18 protein-coding genes are annotated in these 18,813 nt (G+C 52.0%); 4 read left to right on the forward strand and 14 right to left on the reverse strand.

Annotated elements, in window-relative coordinates; translation table 11 throughout:
- Positions 1-37: 37 nt before the first annotated feature.
- Both ACN06F_RS18105 and ACN06F_RS18110 read right to left on the reverse strand, forming a co-directional pair.
- On the reverse strand, positions 38-880 hold the full coding sequence (locus tag ACN06F_RS18105; RefSeq protein ID WP_038486438.1) for a c-type cytochrome: 843 nt from the start codon (positions 878-880) through the stop codon (positions 38-40).
- A gap of 223 nt (positions 881-1,103) precedes the next feature.
- The gene (locus ACN06F_RS18110) at positions 1,104-2,018 is read right to left on the reverse strand and encodes a GNAT family N-acetyltransferase (protein ID WP_433924462.1); all 915 of its coding nucleotides are present in this window, start codon (positions 2,016-2,018) and stop codon (positions 1,104-1,106) included.
- Between the two features lie 49 nt (positions 2,019-2,067).
- Here ACN06F_RS18110 and ACN06F_RS18115 point away from each other — a divergent pair, with 49 nt between their 5' ends.
- The 3 genes from ACN06F_RS18115 (at position 2,068) to ACN06F_RS18125 (ending at position 4,885) form a co-directional block, all read left to right on the forward strand.
- Positions 2,068-2,727 carry a response regulator transcription factor gene (locus tag ACN06F_RS18115; protein WP_038479814.1) on the forward strand — a complete coding sequence of 220 codons (660 nt, stop codon included), beginning with the start codon at positions 2,068-2,070 and terminating at the stop codon, positions 2,725-2,727.
- Positions 2,728-2,752: 25 nt separating this feature from the next.
- Positions 2,753-4,165: an ATP-binding protein gene (locus ACN06F_RS18120; RefSeq protein ID WP_038479817.1), complete on the forward strand. Its 1,413-nt coding sequence runs from the start codon at positions 2,753-2,755 to the stop codon at positions 4,163-4,165.
- A gap of 102 nt (positions 4,166-4,267) precedes the next feature.
- Positions 4,268-4,885, forward strand: coding sequence for a CBS domain-containing protein (locus tag ACN06F_RS18125; RefSeq protein WP_120386009.1), 618 nt, complete (start codon positions 4,268-4,270; stop codon positions 4,883-4,885).
- Between the two features lie 102 nt (positions 4,886-4,987).
- On the opposite strand, the gene nhaD is transcribed toward ACN06F_RS18125, so the two are convergent.
- The 4 genes from nhaD to ACN06F_RS18145 all read right to left on the reverse strand — a co-directional run bounded on the left by nhaD (position 4,988) and on the right by ACN06F_RS18145 (position 10,096).
- Positions 4,988-6,454 carry a sodium:proton antiporter NhaD gene (gene nhaD / locus ACN06F_RS18130; protein ID WP_433924463.1) on the reverse strand — a complete coding sequence of 489 codons (1,467 nt, stop codon included), beginning with the start codon at positions 6,452-6,454 and terminating at the stop codon, positions 4,988-4,990.
- Positions 6,455-6,745: 291 nt separating this feature from the next.
- Complete coding sequence (gene glmU / locus ACN06F_RS18135; RefSeq protein WP_038479826.1) at positions 6,746-8,113, reverse strand: bifunctional UDP-N-acetylglucosamine diphosphorylase/glucosamine-1-phosphate N-acetyltransferase GlmU; 1,368 nt, start codon at positions 8,111-8,113, stop codon at positions 6,746-6,748.
- Between the two features lie 19 nt (positions 8,114-8,132).
- Positions 8,133-9,233 (reverse strand): FAD:protein FMN transferase, encoded by a 1,101-nt coding sequence (locus tag ACN06F_RS18140; protein WP_038479829.1) that lies wholly within the window; start codon positions 9,231-9,233, stop codon positions 8,133-8,135.
- 62 nt (positions 9,234-9,295) lie between these two features.
- Positions 9,296-10,096 (reverse strand): undecaprenyl-diphosphate phosphatase, encoded by an 801-nt coding sequence (locus tag ACN06F_RS18145; RefSeq protein WP_433924464.1) that lies wholly within the window; start codon positions 10,094-10,096, stop codon positions 9,296-9,298.
- 199 nt (positions 10,097-10,295) lie between these two features.
- Here ACN06F_RS18145 and ACN06F_RS18150 point away from each other — a divergent pair, with 199 nt between their 5' ends.
- On the forward strand, positions 10,296-11,489 hold the full coding sequence (locus ACN06F_RS18150) for a cation diffusion facilitator family transporter (RefSeq protein ID WP_038479836.1): 1,194 nt from the start codon (positions 10,296-10,298) through the stop codon (positions 11,487-11,489).
- 36 nt (positions 11,490-11,525) lie between these two features.
- Here the strand turns inward: ACN06F_RS18150 and mgtE are convergent, their stop codons facing one another.
- From mgtE to atpE, 8 genes are all read right to left on the reverse strand, one after another.
- Positions 11,526-12,908, reverse strand: coding sequence for a magnesium transporter (gene mgtE / locus ACN06F_RS18155; RefSeq protein ID WP_038479839.1), 1,383 nt, complete (start codon positions 12,906-12,908; stop codon positions 11,526-11,528).
- Positions 12,909-13,063: 155 nt separating this feature from the next.
- The gene (locus ACN06F_RS18160; protein ID WP_038479842.1) at positions 13,064-13,492 is read right to left on the reverse strand and encodes a F0F1 ATP synthase subunit epsilon; all 429 of its coding nucleotides are present in this window, start codon (positions 13,490-13,492) and stop codon (positions 13,064-13,066) included.
- 24 nt (positions 13,493-13,516) lie between these two features.
- Positions 13,517-14,896: a F0F1 ATP synthase subunit beta gene (atpD, locus tag ACN06F_RS18165; protein WP_038479845.1), complete on the reverse strand. Its 1,380-nt coding sequence runs from the start codon at positions 14,894-14,896 to the stop codon at positions 13,517-13,519.
- Between the two features lie 76 nt (positions 14,897-14,972).
- Positions 14,973-15,860, reverse strand: a complete 888-nt coding sequence (gene atpG, locus ACN06F_RS18170) for a F0F1 ATP synthase subunit gamma (protein ID WP_038479848.1) — start codon at positions 15,858-15,860, stop codon at positions 14,973-14,975.
- Positions 15,861-15,925: 65 nt separating this feature from the next.
- A complete protein-coding gene (gene atpA / locus ACN06F_RS18175; protein WP_193085111.1) occupies positions 15,926-17,470 on the reverse strand; it encodes a F0F1 ATP synthase subunit alpha in 1,545 nt (514 codons plus the stop codon).
- 16 nt (positions 17,471-17,486) lie between these two features.
- Positions 17,487-18,020, reverse strand: a complete 534-nt coding sequence (locus tag ACN06F_RS18180) for a F0F1 ATP synthase subunit delta (RefSeq protein WP_271911271.1) — start codon at positions 18,018-18,020, stop codon at positions 17,487-17,489.
- Between the two features lie 11 nt (positions 18,021-18,031).
- Complete coding sequence (locus ACN06F_RS18185; protein ID WP_038479857.1) at positions 18,032-18,502, reverse strand: F0F1 ATP synthase subunit B; 471 nt, start codon at positions 18,500-18,502, stop codon at positions 18,032-18,034.
- A gap of 78 nt (positions 18,503-18,580) precedes the next feature.
- Positions 18,581-18,808, reverse strand: coding sequence for a F0F1 ATP synthase subunit C (gene atpE, locus ACN06F_RS18190; RefSeq protein ID WP_038479860.1), 228 nt, complete (start codon positions 18,806-18,808; stop codon positions 18,581-18,583).
- Positions 18,809-18,813: the final 5 nt, after the last annotated feature.

The raw sequence follows: 18,813 nt of genomic DNA on the forward strand, positions 1-18,813 counted from the left end.
ACCCGCCTGTGGATACATCATTCAGCAACGGCAATAATTACTGTGCCTGAGACACCATGTAATCGACAACGGCCATGATCTCTTCGTCAGAGGCACTGCTACCACCGCGTGGTGGCATCACGCCTTTGCCGTTAAATACGCTTTGGTAGAGCGCATCGGTACCCTGCTCGATACGCGGGCCCCACGCTTCGGCATCGCCTAGCTTGGGCGCACCAGCGACACCGGCAGCATGGCAAGCCACACAACCAGCACTGGCATAAAGCGCTTCACCATCTAAACCGCTGCCACCACTAGAAGCTTCGTCTTCACTGGCGACTGCTTCTTCTTCGCTAGCTGCAGCGTCAGTTGTCTCTTCACCGGCATCCTCTGTCACAGCCGTATCGTCGCTGGCGCCCTCTTCAGTCGCTTCAGCAGCCGCTTCTTCTTCACCGCCCCCTAGCTCGGGAACCTCCATGACAGGCTCAACCATGTAAGCCACCGCCGCTTCCATCTCTTCGTCAGAAAGGTTGGGGTTGCCGCCTCGAGCGGGCATTGCACCAATACCGTTGATGGCATGCTCTAATAACGTGGCAAAGCCTTGCTCAGTACGTTCAGCCCATGCGGCTTCATCAGCACGCACCGGAGCGCCAGCAGCGCCGGTTTCGTGGCACGCCATACAGATATTGTTGTAAATACCTTCGCCATCGATCTCATCGCCGCCGCCACTAGCGGCAGCCGGCGCTGCTGCGGTACCACAGTCTTGGCCTTGCAAGCAAAGTTGACCTACCGGCGCTAGGCGCTCAGCGATTGCGTCACGTGCTGCGTCTTGGGCATAAGCACCGGATGTGCCTGCCATGACGCCTAGGGCCGCCAGCCCGCTCATGATCAGCTTAGATTTCACTCTCACCACCTCTTGAGTTTTGTCATAAAACGTTTTGTGCTTAACCCCTGCGCGCGGCAGCGACATCATCAACCTGCGGCAACCGAGACGCCAAGACGTGCATATCGCATTAGTATACCGAGAACGCTAAGCGTAAGAAAATGCTACTAAGCGCGGCAATTCAACCTATGCCGTACTCTGTGCTTTATTCAGCAGTTTAAAAAAGGTGCCAACGATCACCTAGTTAACACCAAGCCAGTAAACGCTGCTGAGCATAACGCGTAAACCCTGCCTGAGCATATACACGCTTTGCGGGGATATTCTGCGCATCAACGGTGAGCGTGATGTCACTGGCTCCCGCCTGGCTAGCCAACGCCTGCGCTTGTTGAATAATTGCCTTGCCCATTCCCCCGCCACGCCACTCAGGCAACAGCCCCATCAACTGCAATGACCAGCGCTGGGTCGTATGGTTAGGAGCAAGTAATAGCACGCCGACGGTTTCCCCCTGATGCCGCACTTGATACCAGTGCTCTGGTGCCTGCGGCGCTTGGTCATAAAATCCAGCAAGCAAGGTGTCAATGGTGAGCGCTTCGCGAAGCCCTGGGCAGTCTAACGAGCCTTCACTGACGTTCGCTACCAGCGCCCGCTGTTGCGCGGGAGACAATTCAGCAAAGGGGCTTAGCGTTAGCATGTTAGCGAGCGATTGAACGGTTTGGCACTGCCACATAAGGTGCTCCAGGGTGGCAAGTACCCGCATGTTGTGGGCGACTAGTGCCGTTTCCCAGTTGGTTGCATTATCAGGTAACACCACATGACATAGCGCTATCGACTGCTCGTTTACCCAGCCTTGCAAGGCTTTCAACAGCGCATCAGATGCCGAATTATGTTGCCTGGGCAGCCAAAGCTGAGCCGTTTGATTAGCCAATGGCTGTACCCAGGCGGCGGCTTCGATATGGCCCGCTTGGGTAGCTATCCAAAGGCCCTGCCAAACAGCGTCAGAGCCAGCTTTTATCGTTGATAAGGCATGCTGTAATGCAGGCTGCTGCGCAGGATCATGCACCGCAGCTAAATGCAGTAATGCTTCACGCCGTTGTTCAGGTGGGCACTGCATTACTGCGCAGGCTAAGGAGCGGTGGCCGAAAGAAGAATGACGTGTCATGTTACGTTCCTGAGTAGCCCGCCGTGAATGAAAGGAGTCATCCATCGATATGCGCATTTTACTGGTTGAGGACGACCCTAGTTTGGCGTTGGGGATTCGTATGGCGCTGAAACCTGAGCACTATACGGTAGATCATTTAGCCGATGGCAATAACGCGCTTCATGCGCTTAAAAATGAACCCTTTGATGCGGTCATCCTAGACCTTGGTTTGCCGACGATTGATGGCATGGAAGTGCTGCGCGCTATTCGCCAGCATGGCAGCCAACTGCCGATTTTGGTTCTGACCGCCCGCGATGCGATGGATAACCGCATCGAGGGATTGGATGCGGGTGCCGACGACTACCTCACTAAACCTTTCGAAGTAGCAGAATTAAAAGCGCGTCTGCGTGCTTTGTTACGCCGTAGCCAAGGACAATCCAGCGGCTTGCTCACCTGTCGTGAGATTAGCCTGGACCCGCAGACCTTACAGGTGAGTTATCAACATCAAGTGATCACACTTTCGCGCCGTGAGCTAACGCTACTGCAGGAGTTTATGAGCCATCCAGGCCGTGTGTTCACCCGCGATACCTTAACGCGATTAGTCTACGGCTGGGAGGAAGATGTCGAAAGCAACGCTATCGAAGTGCATATCCACCATTTACGGCGAAAGCTGTTTCCTGAGGTCATCCGCACCGTAAGAGGGATCGGCTATGTCATGGATAAATCGTGATGATTAAATGGCACCAGGCAAGCCTATGAGTTCTATTCGTCAGCGCACCCTGGGGCTTGCGCTGCTTGTGTTTGGCGCGAGCATGCTAGTGATTGGCTTTATTAGCTATCGCTATGCTGCCCATGAGATTGAAGAACTTCATGATGCTAGCCTGGCACAAAATGCCCGTTTGCTAGAAGGGCTACTACAGGCACCACTGCCTGATAGCGACCGTACGCTTTTATTAAATAGCGTGGAGGATGCGCTGCTACGTGCAGAGCAATCCGATAACCGTTTTGCAGGCCATCGCTATGAAACCAAGCTGGCGTTTCAGCTTTGGGAAGGCGACCGTCTTCTGCTGCGTTCCGCCAGCGCCCCCGATACACCGCTTACCCAGCAACCACCGGGTTATTCAACGCTGTCGGTGAATCAGCATGACTGGCGCATTTACGTCCTGGAAATTACTGGCACAGACAAACGCGTGGTGGTGGGCGAGCGAGAGGACGCGCGTGGTGAACTGATCAGTGCAGTGGCACTACGCACCTTATTACCTGATCTCATTGGTCTACCGTTACTGACACTATTACTCTGGTGGTCGATCGGCTGGGGGCTCGCTCCTTTATCGCGTATGGCAGAGCAAATCCGTACCCGCGATCCCCACCACCTAAAACCGCTGACGCTTCATCCACTTCCCCTAGAACTGGAGACCATTTCTGGCGCCATAAACCGGCTGTTGGAACGGCTCCGCCAACTGCGTATTCGCGAAAAGCGCTTTATTGCCGATGCGGCCCACGAGCTGCGCACCCCCTTAGCAGTACTTGATTTGCATGCGCAAAATGCGCTCACTGCTGACAACGCCGATGACCGAGAGGAAGCCCTGCACCACTTACGCAGCGGCGTGGCCCGCTCAACGCGGCTAGTCTCTCAGCTATTAACCCTGGCACGCCTAGACCCCGAAGAAGAACCATTACCAGAGTATCGCTGTTCCGATGTATTACATGAAACGCGCGAAACCTTGGCAAAGCTCTCTCCGCTAGCCGCAGAGCGACATCAACAGCTGTTACTGGACGCGGATGACTCAGCTAACTGGGCAATAGAAGAAGAACCCGGCGCTATCGAAACACTGGTACAAAATCTAGTGGGTAACGCCATTCAACACTCGCCTGCGCAAGGTGCTATCACGGTCACGCTTGAGGCATCGACAAGAGACGTTATCGTCACTGTTGATGATCAAGGACCCGGTATTCCTGCAGCGCAACGCAGCCGGGTGATGGAGCGCTTCCAACGTGCAGGGACTAGTGCTGGCGCGGGCTTGGGGCTATCCATTGTCGAGCGCTTAGTCAAACGCCATCAAGGCGTCTTACAGCTCGATCATGCCCCTAGCGGCGGGCTTCGCGTGCGAGTAACGTTGGGCAGGCACGCCCTAACACAGCGTCAGCCAAAAAATAATCGGCCATAAGAGAGCTGTTAAGATTCCCATAAGAATTCCGTGCAAGTGTGAAAGTACAAGATAGGCAATGCCATTAACGACCTATCTATTCACATAACGGAGATTCCCTGAATGAATATGCTCGTCCACTCCCCCAAACCACTGATCCAGTTTGGTGAAACGCCACTGCTTATTACGCCAACAGCAAAACAGTTAACACCTGAAAGCCCTGCGTTATCGGTGCTAACAGATTTTACTCAGGTCACGCCTCAGTCAGTATCCGCTGATACGCCCATCGACGATGCCCATTTAAAAATGCGCCATGGCGGTGTTCGCCTATTGTTTGTTCTCGACAAAGCAAACCACTGCATTGGCGTGCTCACCGCCAAAGAAGTCATCGGAACACGGCGCATTAACTTGGCGATGCAGCAGAGAAACCTTGATCGTACGGAAATTACAGCCGATATGATTATGACGCCCTGGCAAAAACTTAGTGCGATGCCCTTTGAGCAACTTAACTCATTAACGATTGAAGACCTTGTGCTTTCCATGGAGCGTTTTACAGAACAGCACTTGTTGATTACTGAGCATAAACAAAATCAACCATTAAGCGTACGCGGTATTATTTCTGCCACCGATATACAACACGCCATGGGCAATAAAACCACGATGCAGGCCACCTCTTCAGCAGTGCCAACGGCCAGTAGCTTTGCCGATATTTGCAAAGTCATTACCGGGCACGATTTATAGTCTCGAAGACAAACTGGTCAAGTCTACCGCTAGCATTTACCAAAACGCCCCTTATCAATTGATAAGGGGCGTTTGTTTTACCTATCTGAATTAGCCGCTAATTTAAAACAGCGCTGCATTAATCCATAGGTGAACCATAATGCTGGCAGCATAGCCCAACAAAATAGCGGGCGCCCAGCGTATGTGCCCCATAAAGGTATAAATACCCCGTGCTTGGCCCATTAACGCCACACCCGCTGCAGATCCCATCGAAAGCAGACTACCGCCCACACCGGCGGTTAAGGTAATCAGCAGCCAGTTGCCTTCCGACATATCCGGTGCCATAGAAAGTACCGCAAACATCACCGGAATGTTATCGACGACCGCTGAAATCATCCCCAGCACCACGTTGGCCCACACCGGGTTCCAGCTACCGTAAAGGGTTTCTGACAATAGACTTAAATAGCCCATGAAACCCAGGCCGCCAACACACATCACGACCCCATAGAAGAATAACAACGTATCCCACTCTGAGCGGGCAATACGGCTGAAGATATCAAAAGGAACAACACTTCCCAGTTGCTCCAGCTTCTTCCAGTCGCCGCGACGTGAGTAACGCTCACGCTTGCGCTCCAGGGAGCGTGGCAGGCTGCGGCGTAGGTAGTAACCAAAGAATTGCAGTAGGCCAAGGCCAAACATCATGCCCATCGCCGGGGGCAAATAAAGCACCGAGTGGCACAGCACTGAGATCGCCACAGTAATCAAAAACAGTACGATAATTCGCCGCGCCCCACGTTTGAGCCAGACATTCTCTTTGAGCGATGCAGGCTGGCGATTAACGATGAAGAAATTCATGATCACCGCAGGCACCATAAAGTTGACGATGGCAGGCATCAATAGTGCAAAGAAACCACCAAACGGTACCTGGCCCGCCTGCCACACCATCAACGTGGTGATATCACCAAACGGGCTGAACGCGCCGCCTGCGTTTGATGCTACCACCACGTTGACACAGCACAGACTAATAAACTTTTTATCGCCTTCGGCCACCTTCAACACAACCGCGCACATCAACATCGCCGTGGTCATGTTGTTGGCAATGGCAGAAATACCAAAGGCAAGACAGCCCGTAATCCAAAACAGGCTACGGTAACTAAAGCCTTTGCGAACAAGCCATGCCCGCAGGGCATCAAAGATACGGCGCTCTTCCATGGCGTTGATATAGGTCATCGCTACCAGCAAGAACAGTAACAACTCGGTGTACTCAAGCAGCGTTTCTTTAAAAGCAGCTTCCGCTTCATGAGGCATGCCCGCTTGTACATAGACCCACGCCACCAGGGCCCAGATAAGCCCAGCGGCTACCAGGACTGGTTTAGATTTGCGCATATGAATCAATTCTTCGCTCATCACCAAGGCATAGGCAAGAACGAAGATGACAACAGAGGCGATACCAACAAACGAAACGGTAAGGTCTAAAGGGCCAGAAGCGGCATAGGAGAGGGTGGGAAAAGCAAACAAACATAGCGCAATCAACAACCAAGCAAACCGGCAAGTAGACTGCCGCATTGCAAGGACGTTAGGTGGTTTCATAGTGAAGTGATCCTGGCAGGGTTAAGAAAGACCGCCACGATGATAAGCACACTAATTACGTGCTGCAACGCAGCGGGCGTGCTAAAGATGCGGCCATTTGCCGCATCTTGTAAAGCAGTTTTACACTGCCCGAAAAATTTACTCTAGTAGTGCTTTACTCGACCATAACACGCTTGGCTAGGTGACGTGGCTGATCCACATCCGTGCTTTTTAGAACCGCCACGCATAACCATTAATCTCTAGATAGGGTAAAACACTGTTAGAACCTAACAAGTCAGCTAGATAATAAATTTATTTAGCTTTTTTAACCGGGCGAGGCCAGTCTGGTTTTTCTAACTGTCGGCTGCGGGTTACCGCTAATGCGTGCTCAGCAACGTCTTTAGCAATCGTTGAGCCCGCACCAACAGTGGCTCCCTTACCCACCGTGACAGGGGCCACTAAGGCGGTGTTAGAACCAATAAAGGCGTTATCACCAATCTCGGTGCGGTGTTTGTTCACGCCGTCGTAGTTGCAGGTAATAGTGCCCGCGCCCACGTTCACATCCCGCCCCAGGCGAGCATCACCAACGTAGCTTAAGTGATTGATTTTACTTCCTTCACCGACATCTGCATTTTTGGTTTCAACAAAGTTTCCTACTTTAGCTTTGACTGCTAGGCGTGTGCCGGGGCGCAGCCGTGCAAAGGGGCCAACTTGGTTCAATCCAGCAGCGACTGTTGTATCGATCACACTATGGCTGTCGATAACGCTTTCAGCGCCAATCGTGCTGTTTTTAATCACGCAGTAAGGCCCAACCCGCACCCCTTCACCCAGCTCTACGTCACCTTCAAACACGCAGCCCACGTCGATAAACACATCATGACCACAGGTGAGCTTACCGCGTATATCAATTCTTGCCGGGTCGGCCAATGCAACGCCTTGGGCCATTAACGCCTCAGCTTGCTGCAGTTGATAAGCGCGCTCTAAACGAGCCATTTGTGAACGGTTATTCACGCCTTCAACTTCTACTGCACTGGCTGGCTGGGCAGTACACACTTTGATGCCTTCGTTTGCCGCCATCGCAATCACATCAGTTAAATAGTACTCGCCCTGGGCATTTTCGGCAGAAAGCTGTGGTAGCCACCGTTTAAGCTGAGCACTGGTCATCGCCATGATGCCGGTATTGCATTCGGTAATGGCAAGCTGGTCGGCACTGGCATCTTTTTGCTCAATAATAGCCACTGCCTCACCGTCATCATTACGAACAATACGTCCGTAACCAGACGGATCTTCCAACGTAACGGTCAGTAGCCCCATGTGCTGCTCATCAACCTGGCTGAGAAGTGCCATCAGTGATTCACGGCGGATCATAGGAACATCACCATACAGAACCAACACGTTCCCATTACCTAATTGAGACTGCGCTTGAGCAACTGCATGGCCAGTACCTTTTTGCTCTTCCTGAACCGCAAACGTTACATTGCTCTCTGCTAGCGCTTCGCGTAGTTGGTCTGCACCATGGCCAATCACGACATGCGTACGAGTAGGTGTAAGACCACTGGCAGTATCTAACACATGTTGCACCATAGATTTGCCTGCCAGCGTATGCAGCACTTTTGGTGTTTGTGAGCGCATACGTGTGCCTTTTCCAGCGGCAAGGATAACGACATCAAGGTCTTGCATTTTAGTCACCTGTAACGGTTTAACGGTTGGCGGCGGGAGCTTCCCAGGCTTCAATACCCAGTTCATCTATAAGCGCTTCATCGAAGTATTCCACGAAGGCGGGACTGGCCACGCTTCGCCAATGATCGTTCTCTTTCACTAACATCAATACATTGAGGTTATTCTCAATTGCCATCTGCATCCCCTCTTCGCTACCTGCGACTGAGATAGCCGTGGACCACGCGTCGGCCCATGCATTAGAGGGGTGAAAAACAGACACGGACGCTAACTGATGCTTAACCGGCCGACCGGTGCGAGGATCGATAGTGTGGGAAAAACGCTCACCATCTACTTCAAAATAGTTGCGATAATCCCCAGATGTTGCAACCGACATACTTTCAAGAGGAATAACATGCTGTGCTTCTGGTACGCCGTTATGTGGTACCTCAATCCCAACACGCCAAGGGCTTTGCTCTTCTAAGTCACGGTATCCACGGGCAATTAATTCGCCACCAATATTAACGAGGTAGTTTTCAATCCCCTGTTGATCCAGATATGCCCCAACGCGGTCAGTGCCATGCCCCTTAGCCACACCCGACAAATCAGCAAATACATCCCGCGAGCGCCGCGCCTGCATAAGCTGAGTATCGATTTCAACCGCATCATAGCCAATCGTGGCCATGCGTTCGCTAAGCTCCGCGTCTGAAGGCACCTCTTCAGGGCGTGCTTCAGGGCCAAAACTCCATAAATTGACCACATCGCCAACGGTAATATCAAACGCGCCGTTGCTTGCTTCTGATACCGAATGGCTAATCGCAAGCACTTCAATTAACTCGTTAGAAAGCGGTTGCCATTCATTAAGGGGAGCATCATTAAAGACCACAAGCTCGGCGTCATCGCGGTAAGTCGACATCGCTTGATCAACGTCGTTGAGTTCCGCTAGGAAACCTTCTTCCAATGCATTCGCTTCGCCTTGGGTTAGCGGGTCCGCAATGGTGACTTGATAAAACGTCCCAAAAATACCGCCTTCAAAGCGAACAGGAGTATCTAAAGGCCGATCATTTTCTGAACACCCCATTAATGCCCCAGCAGCAATGAGCAATAGTCCCGAACATTTTAACCACCGAGAATTAATCTTCATTTTATTTTTCCTTGAATAAAACGCACTGGGTTAACAATGGAAAACCTCTATCGCTGAAAGAACTAGAAGTGGAAAAACCATAGCAACCAAGCCCCAAACAGCACCCGATACACCACAAATGGCTGCATGCCCAGCTTTTTAATCACAACCAGGAAGTAGTGGATACACACATAGGCGCTAATGCCCGAGAGTAAAGTACCTACCAGCATGGCCGGTATATCGATAAGCTGAGGGTCTTTCAGTAAGTTTATTGCCTCAAGGCCACCTGCCAGCACAATGACAGGAATTGACAGTAGAAATGAAAACCGTGCTGCGCCCTCTCGGCTCATCCCCACCATTAATGCCGCCGTAATGGTGATGCCTGAGCGCGAGGTACCAGGAATAAGTGCCAATACTTGAGCGCCACCAATGATGAGCACATCTTTTAACGTCATCTGGTATTCGCTACGCGTGCCGCGTTTTTTCCAGTCTGCGTAACCAAGTAGCAGACCAAAAACAATCAAACTGGCACCAATGATTAGCGTAGAGCGCATGTAACCTGAGATCACATCGTGAAGCAAAAAACCGACGATACACACTGGCAACGTGGCAATAACGACCCAAAACGCCAACATGGCATCATTATTAACCGCTTGGCCGCGAAGTGCGGCCAAGCTGCTAGCGATCATTCTGCCAATTTCATGCCTAAAATAGATCACAACAGCGCTTAAACTGCCAAGATGCAGCGCCACATCGAAGGCAAGGCCCTGATCTTCCCAGGCAGTCAAAACAGGTACCAATATAAGGTGGGCTGAACTCGATATAGGTAAAAACTCGGTGAGCCCCTGAACTACCGCTAACACAACTACCTGTAACCAATCCATGGGTTATCCTGTGCTTAACTATTAATGATATTTATGTGCTTTGTGACATTCATGCGCTCGCAATGGCGCTAAGGATACACATCCCTTAATTCATTGTCCGCATCCAGCATACGAGCAAATTCACAAGAAGGTATAGAGCTTAGACACTGTGCGCTACAATAGACATCTATTGGAAGTATGTGCCCCAGCAAGGTTCCTCATGACTCAGACCGTAGAATCGCCAGTGGTTCCCAAGCATGAGCTAGATAGCCGAGAGGCCAAGCGTGTTACTTATATTGGCGCTTGGCTGGATGGCTTGTTGAGCATTGTTAAAGTCGTGGTAGGCTTTTGGGTGGGCTCGGCGGCGCTGATTGCCGATGGTATCCATTCACTTTCAGATCTTGTGACCGACGGTTTTGTACTAGCTGCTATCCACTACGGCCGCCAGGAACCAGACGATGATCATCATTACGGTCATGGCCGTATCGAAACCCTAACGACGCTACTGCTGGGTAGCGTACTGATATTTGTGGCAGGTGGTATCGCCTGGTCTAGCCTTGATCGTTTGTTTAGTGGTACTGAGGTTAGTGCCCCTGGCATGGTGGCTATTGTCATTACAATCATTGCCTTGTTCAGTAAAGAGTGGATTTTTCGCTATACCATGCGCGTTGCTAAACGCGTTAAATCTAAGCTATTGGAAGCAAACGCTTGGCATTCCCGCAGCGATGCACTCTCCACCGCAGTAGTATTGGTTGCATTAATTGGCGCACAGTTTGGTTTGGGCTGGCTAGACGCTGTTGCCGCTATCATTGTTGGCTTACTAGTTGGCAAAGTAGGTTGGGATTTACTCTGGGAGTCAGCAAGAGAACTAGTGGATACCGCGCTACCTGAAAGCGTTCAACGACAAATGCATAATGTTGCTCAAAGCGTCCCAGGGGTAGACAGTGTTCATGACTTACGCACCCGCCAGTCTGCAGGCTGGGTCATGGTCGACTTACATGTGGTGGTCGGGCCAAAAATCACTGTGTCTGAAGCCCATGAAATCGGCAACGAAGTAAGTCGACGTTTACGGCATGAGTTTCCATTGCTCACCGATGTTATTTTTCACGTTGACCCCGAAGATGATGCTGGAGAAGGCGATCCCAGCCGTCTCCCCGGCCTCCCGCTGCGGCCCGAAGTGGAAGCCGCACTGAACGAGCGCTGGTATATGCATCCTGTCTGGCGCACATTAACCGAGCTGCAACTCCACTATTTAGACGATAAAGTGTCGGTATCGCTGATTATCGGCGATTCCGTACACCAGCCCCCCCAGTGCTTAGCCAGCCAACTAAAGGCGCTCGCCAGCGATATTGAGTGGCTAGGCCACGTGGAAGTTATGTTTATTACCCGCGCTGCCAGCAGTGCGATGCGTTAAAACTGTCTAAGTTAAAATTGGCTGCCCAAAAACAAGCTATACGTTTGTTAATATGGCGGTGGCAATAGTGAAGTAAATCAATACTCCAGAGGCGTCAATTAACGTTGTCACCAATGGGGCTGAAGCAGTAGCAGGATCGACCTTAAAGCGCTCTAGTACAAACGGTAGGCACATACCGATCATGCTACCAAACAGAACAATGGTCACCATGCTTAATGCCACGATGATAGCGACTGCTTCACCGCCACGAAAAATCCCTATAGGTGCTACTGCAATTGCCATGGTGATGCCCAGCGAGCCAGCTACCAGCAGTTCACGGCCTAACATCTTACTCCAGTCTTTCACACCAATATCGCCAGTCGCCATACCGCGTACCATCAACGTGGCTGCCTGAGCCCCCGCGTTACCTCCACTACCAATCAGCAACGGCAGGAAAAACACCAGCGCAACTTGGGCTGCAATCGTGTCCTCAAAGTAGGCAATGCCAGCTCCTGAAAAAAGATTGGCAAATACCAGCAGTACCAGCCAGGTAACACGCTTGCGGTAAAGGCTCCACAGCGGAACACGGCTAACACCATCCTCTAGCTGGCCGATAGACATCCCTTTATGAATATCCTCGGTAGCTTCCGACTCGGCAACGTCCATGGCGTCATCGTGGGTGACGATGCCTACCATACGGCCATCAGCATCCAACACAGGCAATGCCAGCAGATCATAGCGAGCCACAATGCGCGCCACCTCTTCTTGCTCTTCATCGACCGGTGCACTGATAACGTCTTTAATCATAATGTCGTCAACTAACGCACCAGGACGAGCCACCATCAACTGGCGCAGTGACATAGTCCCTATTAACTGGCCATTACTGTCGAGCACATAAAGCTGATACACCGTTTCCGCATCTGGGGCCGTTTGGCGAACCCGCATCATGGCTTGAGACACCGTCATGCCACTGGCTATGGCGACATAGTCAGAGGTCATGATGGCGCCTGCCGTGCCTTCTTCGTAGCTTGCTAGGCGTTTAAGATCTTCACGTTCTTGGTGGGCCATACGACGCAACAACGCTTCGCGACGGTCCTCACCAAGCAGATTAAACAGATCCGCTCGCTCATCAGACCCCATCTCTTCGAGAAGCTTAAGCACTTGGGTATCAGACAGCTTACCAACTACCTCAAGCTGGCTTTCTCCTGGTAAATAACCCAAGACATTAGCAGCGCGCTCGGCAGACAGAATATCCAACAGACAAAGTGCCGCAGGCAACTCCTCATCGTCTTCAATCATCTCCTCAAGCACTTCACCGATATCCGCCGAGCGGGTTTCGGCCAAACGCAAAGATAGTACTGATTTACTAGGCGCTTCCTTGGCCAACTCGTTGAGCAGTTCGGTTTTTAATTCCTGCAAGGCTTCATCGTTCAATGACATCGCTATCTCCCTTTGTGCAGACGCATATTGTGCAGGTGAAGTGTTACAGACGAGCATCCCTACGCTGAATGCGTTTTCTCATAGTACCAGACAAAAAAAACGCCCCTTAAACCCTCTCGGGTTCAAGGAGCGCTTTATGCACGCTAGCGCGTGTCTTAGCCTTTACCCGCCTTTTTGCGCAGCTGCTGAATCGTTCGCAGCTGTGCAACGGCTTCGGCAAGTTCAGCGGCAGCACGGGTATAATCCAGCTCCGATGACTTTTCATTAAAGGCTTTCAACGCCTGCTGACGCGCTTCTTCAGCAGCGGCCTCGTCGAGGTCACTAGCACGCGTCGCTGCATCTGCCAGGATCGTAACAATGGTCGGCTGTACTTCCATGAAGCCACCAGAGACAAAGAAGTTCTCTTCCTTGCCACCATCGTGGATCACGCGAACCGGGCCCGGTTGAAGCTCGGTCAGCAGCGGAGTGTGCCCCGGCAAAATGCCGAGGTCACCCATAATCCCTGCAGCTACCACCATCTCGACAGTACCTGAGAAGATGGAATCTTCAGCGCTGACGATATTGCAAGTGAAGCTATTCGCCATAGCGAATCCCCCTAATGGACGGGATTACTTCTTCATCTGGTTGGCTTTTTCGACAGCTTCGTCGATGGAGCCGACCATGTAGAAGGCCTGTTCCGGCAGGTTGTCGTACTCGCCCGCGAGGATGCCCTGGAAGCCACGAATTGTATCTTTTAAAGAAACATACTTACCGGGCGAACCAGTGAATACCTCAGCGACGAAGAACGGCTGCGACAGGAAGCGCTGGATTTTACGCGCACGAGATACAGCCAACTTATCTTCATCAGATAATTCGTCCATACCCAAAATCGCGATGATATCCTTCAGCTCTTTGTAACGCTGCAGAACGTTCTGTACACCACGTGCTACATTGTAGTGCTCTTCACCAACGACCAGCGGATCTAGCTGACGCGACGTAGAGTCCAGCGGGTCAATCGCAGGATAAATACCAAGCTCTGCAATTGAACGTGCCAATACAACGGTGGCGTCCAAGTGCGAGAAGGTCGTCGCCGGCGATGGGTCAGTCAAGTCATCCGCAGGTACGTAAACGGCCTGTACAGACGTGATAGAGCCCGTTTTAGTAGAGGTGATGCGCTCTTGCAGAACGCCCATCTCTTCAGCCAGCGTCGGCTGATAACCTACCGCAGATGGCATACGACCCAGCAGTGCAGATACTTCAGTACCAGCCAGGGTGTAGCGATAGATGTTATCGACGAACAGCAGAACGTCGCGGCCTTCATCGCGGAATTTCTCAGCGATGGTTAGACCGGTCAACGCAACACGCAAACGGTTGCCGGGCGGCTCATTCATCTGACCATAAACCAGCGATACCTTGTCGATAACGTTGGATTCAGTCATTTCGTGATAGAAGTCGTTACCCTCACGCGTACGCTCACCTACACCGGCGAATACAGAGTAGCCGCTGTGTTCGGTGGCGATGTTGCGGATAAGCTCCATCATGTTAACGGTTTTACCAACACCCGCACCGCCGAATAGACCAACTTTACCGCCCTTAGCGAACGGGCAAACGAGGTCGATAACCTTGATACCGGTTTCCAACAGCTCATTGGAAGCTGCTTGGTCAGCGTAGCTTGGTGCTTTACGGTGGATTGGCATGCGTTCTTGCTCGCCAATCGGGCCAGCTTCATCAATCGGCTCACCGAGCACGTTCATGATGCGACCTAGCGTTTCCTTACCAACGGGTACGGAAATCGCGGTACCTGTGTTGGTCACGTCCAAGCCACGTTTCAAGCCCTCAGTAGAGCCCATGGCAATGGTGCGCACCACGCCGTCGCCCAGCTGTTGCTGGACTTCGAGGATGGTCTCAGCATTAGAGACCTTCAGCGCGTCGTAGACCTTGGGCACAGAGTCCCGCGGAAACTCTACGTCAATCACCGCGCCGATGATTTGTACGATACGTCCGCTCATCTTGGTTCCTCTCAAAAACCTGCAAATGAAACCTGTCTGCCGGGAGCTACCTTTGCGATAGCTAGCCCCCTAGGCGTTATACGGCAGAAGCGCCGCCGACGATCTCGGAAATTTCCTGGGTGATGGCGGCCTGACGGGCCTTGTTGTATACCATCTCCAGATCGTCGATCAGGTTGCCCGCGTTATCAGTGGCACTCTTCATAGCGATCATTCGGGCGGCCTGTTCGCACGCACCGTTTTCGACTACCGCCTGATACACCTGTGATTCGATGAATCGAACCAACAGGCTGTCTAGCAACGCCTTGGCATCCGGTTCATACAGGTAGTCCCAGCTTCCGGGACGGGCGTTTTCTTCGTCATGCTTCGCGTCTTCGCCCATATCGGACGACAACGGAAGAAGCTGACGTACGACGGGCCGCTGCGTCATAGTGTTAACAAATTCGTTATACACCACAAACAAGCGGTCAATACGTCCTGCGTCGTACGCTTCTAACATGACCTTTATACTACCGATCAGTCCTTCGACAGACGGCGATTCTCCCAATCCGCTCTTGGCAGCAACCAGGTTGCCTCCATAGTTGCGGAAAAAGGCGCCGGCTTTAGAGCCGAGGGCGCAGAAGTCTAGCTCAGCGTCTTGCTGTTTCCAGACAACGGCATCTTTCACCACTGCCTTAAACAGGTTGACGTTTAAGCCACCACACAGACCGCGGTCAGTAGATACCACAATATAACCAACGCGCTTCACCTCACTCCGCTCGACCATGTAGTCGTGCTTGTATTCGGGGTTTGCGTCAGCAATGTGGCCTACCACATTACGAATCTGCTTGGCATACGGCTGGCCAGCCTTCATCAGATCTTGTGCTTTACGCATTTTAGATGCAGCTACCATTTCCATGGCGCTGGTAATCTTCTGCGTATTTTTAATGCTCCCGATCTGGGTGCGTATCTCTTTTGCAGCTGCCATAGCGATCTACCCTTCGTTCGTGGCTCTCAGAAAGCATGCAAGCCCGCCCGCAGGCGGGCCGGACATTACCAGCTCTGAGTCGCCTTGAACTTCTCGAGACCTGACTTCAAGCCGTCCTGAATCTCGCCGTTGTAGTCGCCGGTCTGGTTGATCTTATCGAGCAGATCGTTGTGCTCAGACTTCATGTAATCGTGCAGAGCACGTTCGAAGTCCAGCACTTTATCGACGCTCACATCATCCAGGTGACCTTCGTTAGCGGCGTACAGAGACAGCGCCATTTCCGCCACTGACATCGGCGAGTACTGCTTTTGCTTCATCAGTTCGGTAACGCGTTGACCATGCTCAAGCTGCTTACGGGTCGCTTCATCAAGATCAGAAGCAAACTGCGAGAACGCCGCTAGCTCACGGTACTGAGCCAAGGCCAGACGAACACCGCCACCCAGCTTCTTGATAATTTTGGTCTGCGCAGCACCACCAACACGAGAAACCGATAGACCTGCGTTAATCGCCGGACGAATACCGGAGTTAAACAGGTTGGTTTCCAAGAAAATCTGACCATCGGTGATCGAGATAACGTTGGTCGGAACGAACGCAGAAACGTCTCCACCTTGGGTTTCGATAATCGGCAGTGCGGTCAAAGAACCGGTTTTGCCTTTTACTTCACCGTTAGTAAACTTCTCAACGTAATCAGCATTAACGCGCGCAGCGCGCTCTAGCAGACGTGAGTGGAGATAGAAAACGTCACCAGGATAGGCTTCACGACCAGGCGGACGACGCAACAGTAGTGATACCTGACGGTAAGCCACAGCCTGCTTGGAAAGATCGTCATAAACGATCAGTGCGTCTTCACCACGGTCACGGAAGTACTCACCCATGGTGCAACCAGAATAAGCGGCCAAGAACTGCATCGGTGCCGGATCAGCAGCGCCAGCAGCCACAATGATGGTGTGTTCCAGAGCGCCGTGTTCTTCTAACTTGCGTACCACGTTAGCAATGGTCGACTGCTTCTGACCAATCGCCACGTAAACACAAGTAACGCCTTTGCCTTTCTGGTTGATGATCGCATCGATAGCAATGGCAGACTTACCAATCTGACGGTCACCGATGATCAGCTCACGCTGACCACGACCGATTGGCACCATGGCGTCGATGGACTTCAAACCTGTTTGGATCGGCTCGTCAACGGACTGACGGGTAATAACGCCAGGCGCTACTTTTTCTACCGCATCAGTCATTTTGGCGTTGATATCGCCTTTGCCGTCGATGGCATTACCCAACGCATCGACCACACGACCTACCAGCTCAGGGCCTACCGGCACTTCTAGGATACGACCCGTACATTGAGCGGTCATGCCTTCTTGAAGTTGCAGGTAGTCACCCAAGACAACGGCACCAACGGAGTCACGCTCCAGGTTCAGTACCATGCCAAAAATGCTGTTAGGGAATTCAATCATTTCACCAAACATCGCGTCTTCGAGGCCGTGAATTTTCACGATACCGTCGGAAACGCTGACGATGGTGCCCTGATTACGGGCTTCGGATGCGACGTCAAGCTTCTCAATTCGCTGCTTGATGATGTCGCTGATCTCGGAAGGATTCAGTTGCTGCATGCCATGTCCCTCAGACTCAAGCGGTCAGCGCTTCGGAAAGGCGGTTCAATCGACCACGTACCGAACCGTCAATAACGGTATCGCCAGCACGTAGGATGACACCACCAATAAGCGTCTTGTCCACTTGAGTAGTAATGGAGATTTCGCGATTCAGACGTTTCTTAAGCGCGTTCGCTAGCTTGGTCTGCTGTGCGGCAGTCAGCTTATAAGCTGACGTAACCGTCACATCAACACGCTGTTCATGTTCGGCACGTAAGTACTCGAACTGTTCAGCAATGAAGGGCAGTGCTAACAAACGACCTTGGTCAGCCAGGGTATCCAAAAACCGCGACAGGTCTTCCTGCTTTTCGGGCAACATATCCGAAAGCAGCGCTACCTTTTTGTCGTTTTCAAGTTTTGGACTACCCAACAGACGACGTAGATCGCTGTTAGCTACCGCAGCGCTTAAAAAACCAAGCGCTTGGGTCCAGCTATCAAGCGCCTTATGATCACGCGCGTATTCAAACGCCGCCTTAGCGTAAGGACGAGCGACGGTAAGTAATTCCGCCATGGGTCACCTCCTTACAGTTCAGCAGCAAGCTCATCAAGTAACTTGCGATGTGCTTTCTCGTCGACCGAAGCTTCTAGCACACGCTCGGCACCAATAATGGCAAGATGAGAAACTTGGGCACGAAGCTCGTCTTTTGCACGATTAACTTCTTGCTCAATTTCAGAACGTGCACTAACCATGAGGCGTTCGCCTTCGGCGCGGGCCTGTTCACGTGCTTCTTCAACCATTTGAGCAGAGCGCTTATTGGCTTGCTCGAGGATTTGAGAAGCCTGCTCCTTGCTTTCACGCAGTGTTTGCTCTGCACGTTCTTGAGCAAGCTCAAGATCGCGAGTAGCACGGCTGGCTGCGTCTAAGCCATCAGCAATTTTCTTTTGACGCTCGTGAAGCGCGTTGCTGATCGGAGGCCACACATACTTTATGCAAAACCAGACAAAGATCGCGAAGGCGATCGTCTGCCCGATAAGCGTCATGTTGATATTCACAGGGATGTACCTCTGACAAGTTCGTGGCGACCGGAGTGAAACAAAACCGAGCGGGACTGCCGCCCGGCTAAGCTGTCATTAACCGGCAACAACGAAGATCAGGTACATCGCGATACCAACACCGATCATCGGTACAGCATCCAGCAGACCAGCCATTAGGAAGGTTTTGGTTTGAAGTTGGTCACCAAGCTCCGGCTGACGAGCCGTAGATTCGATCAATTTGCCACCGAGGATAGCGAAACCGATACCGGTGCCCAGAGCGCCTAAGCCGATCATGATGGAGGCAGCAATGTAGATTAGTTCCATGGTAA

Source organism: Vreelandella sp. 21, from assembly GCF_050995515.1.
GTDB classification, from domain to species: Bacteria; Pseudomonadota; Gammaproteobacteria; order Pseudomonadales; family Halomonadaceae; genus Vreelandella; species Vreelandella alkaliphila.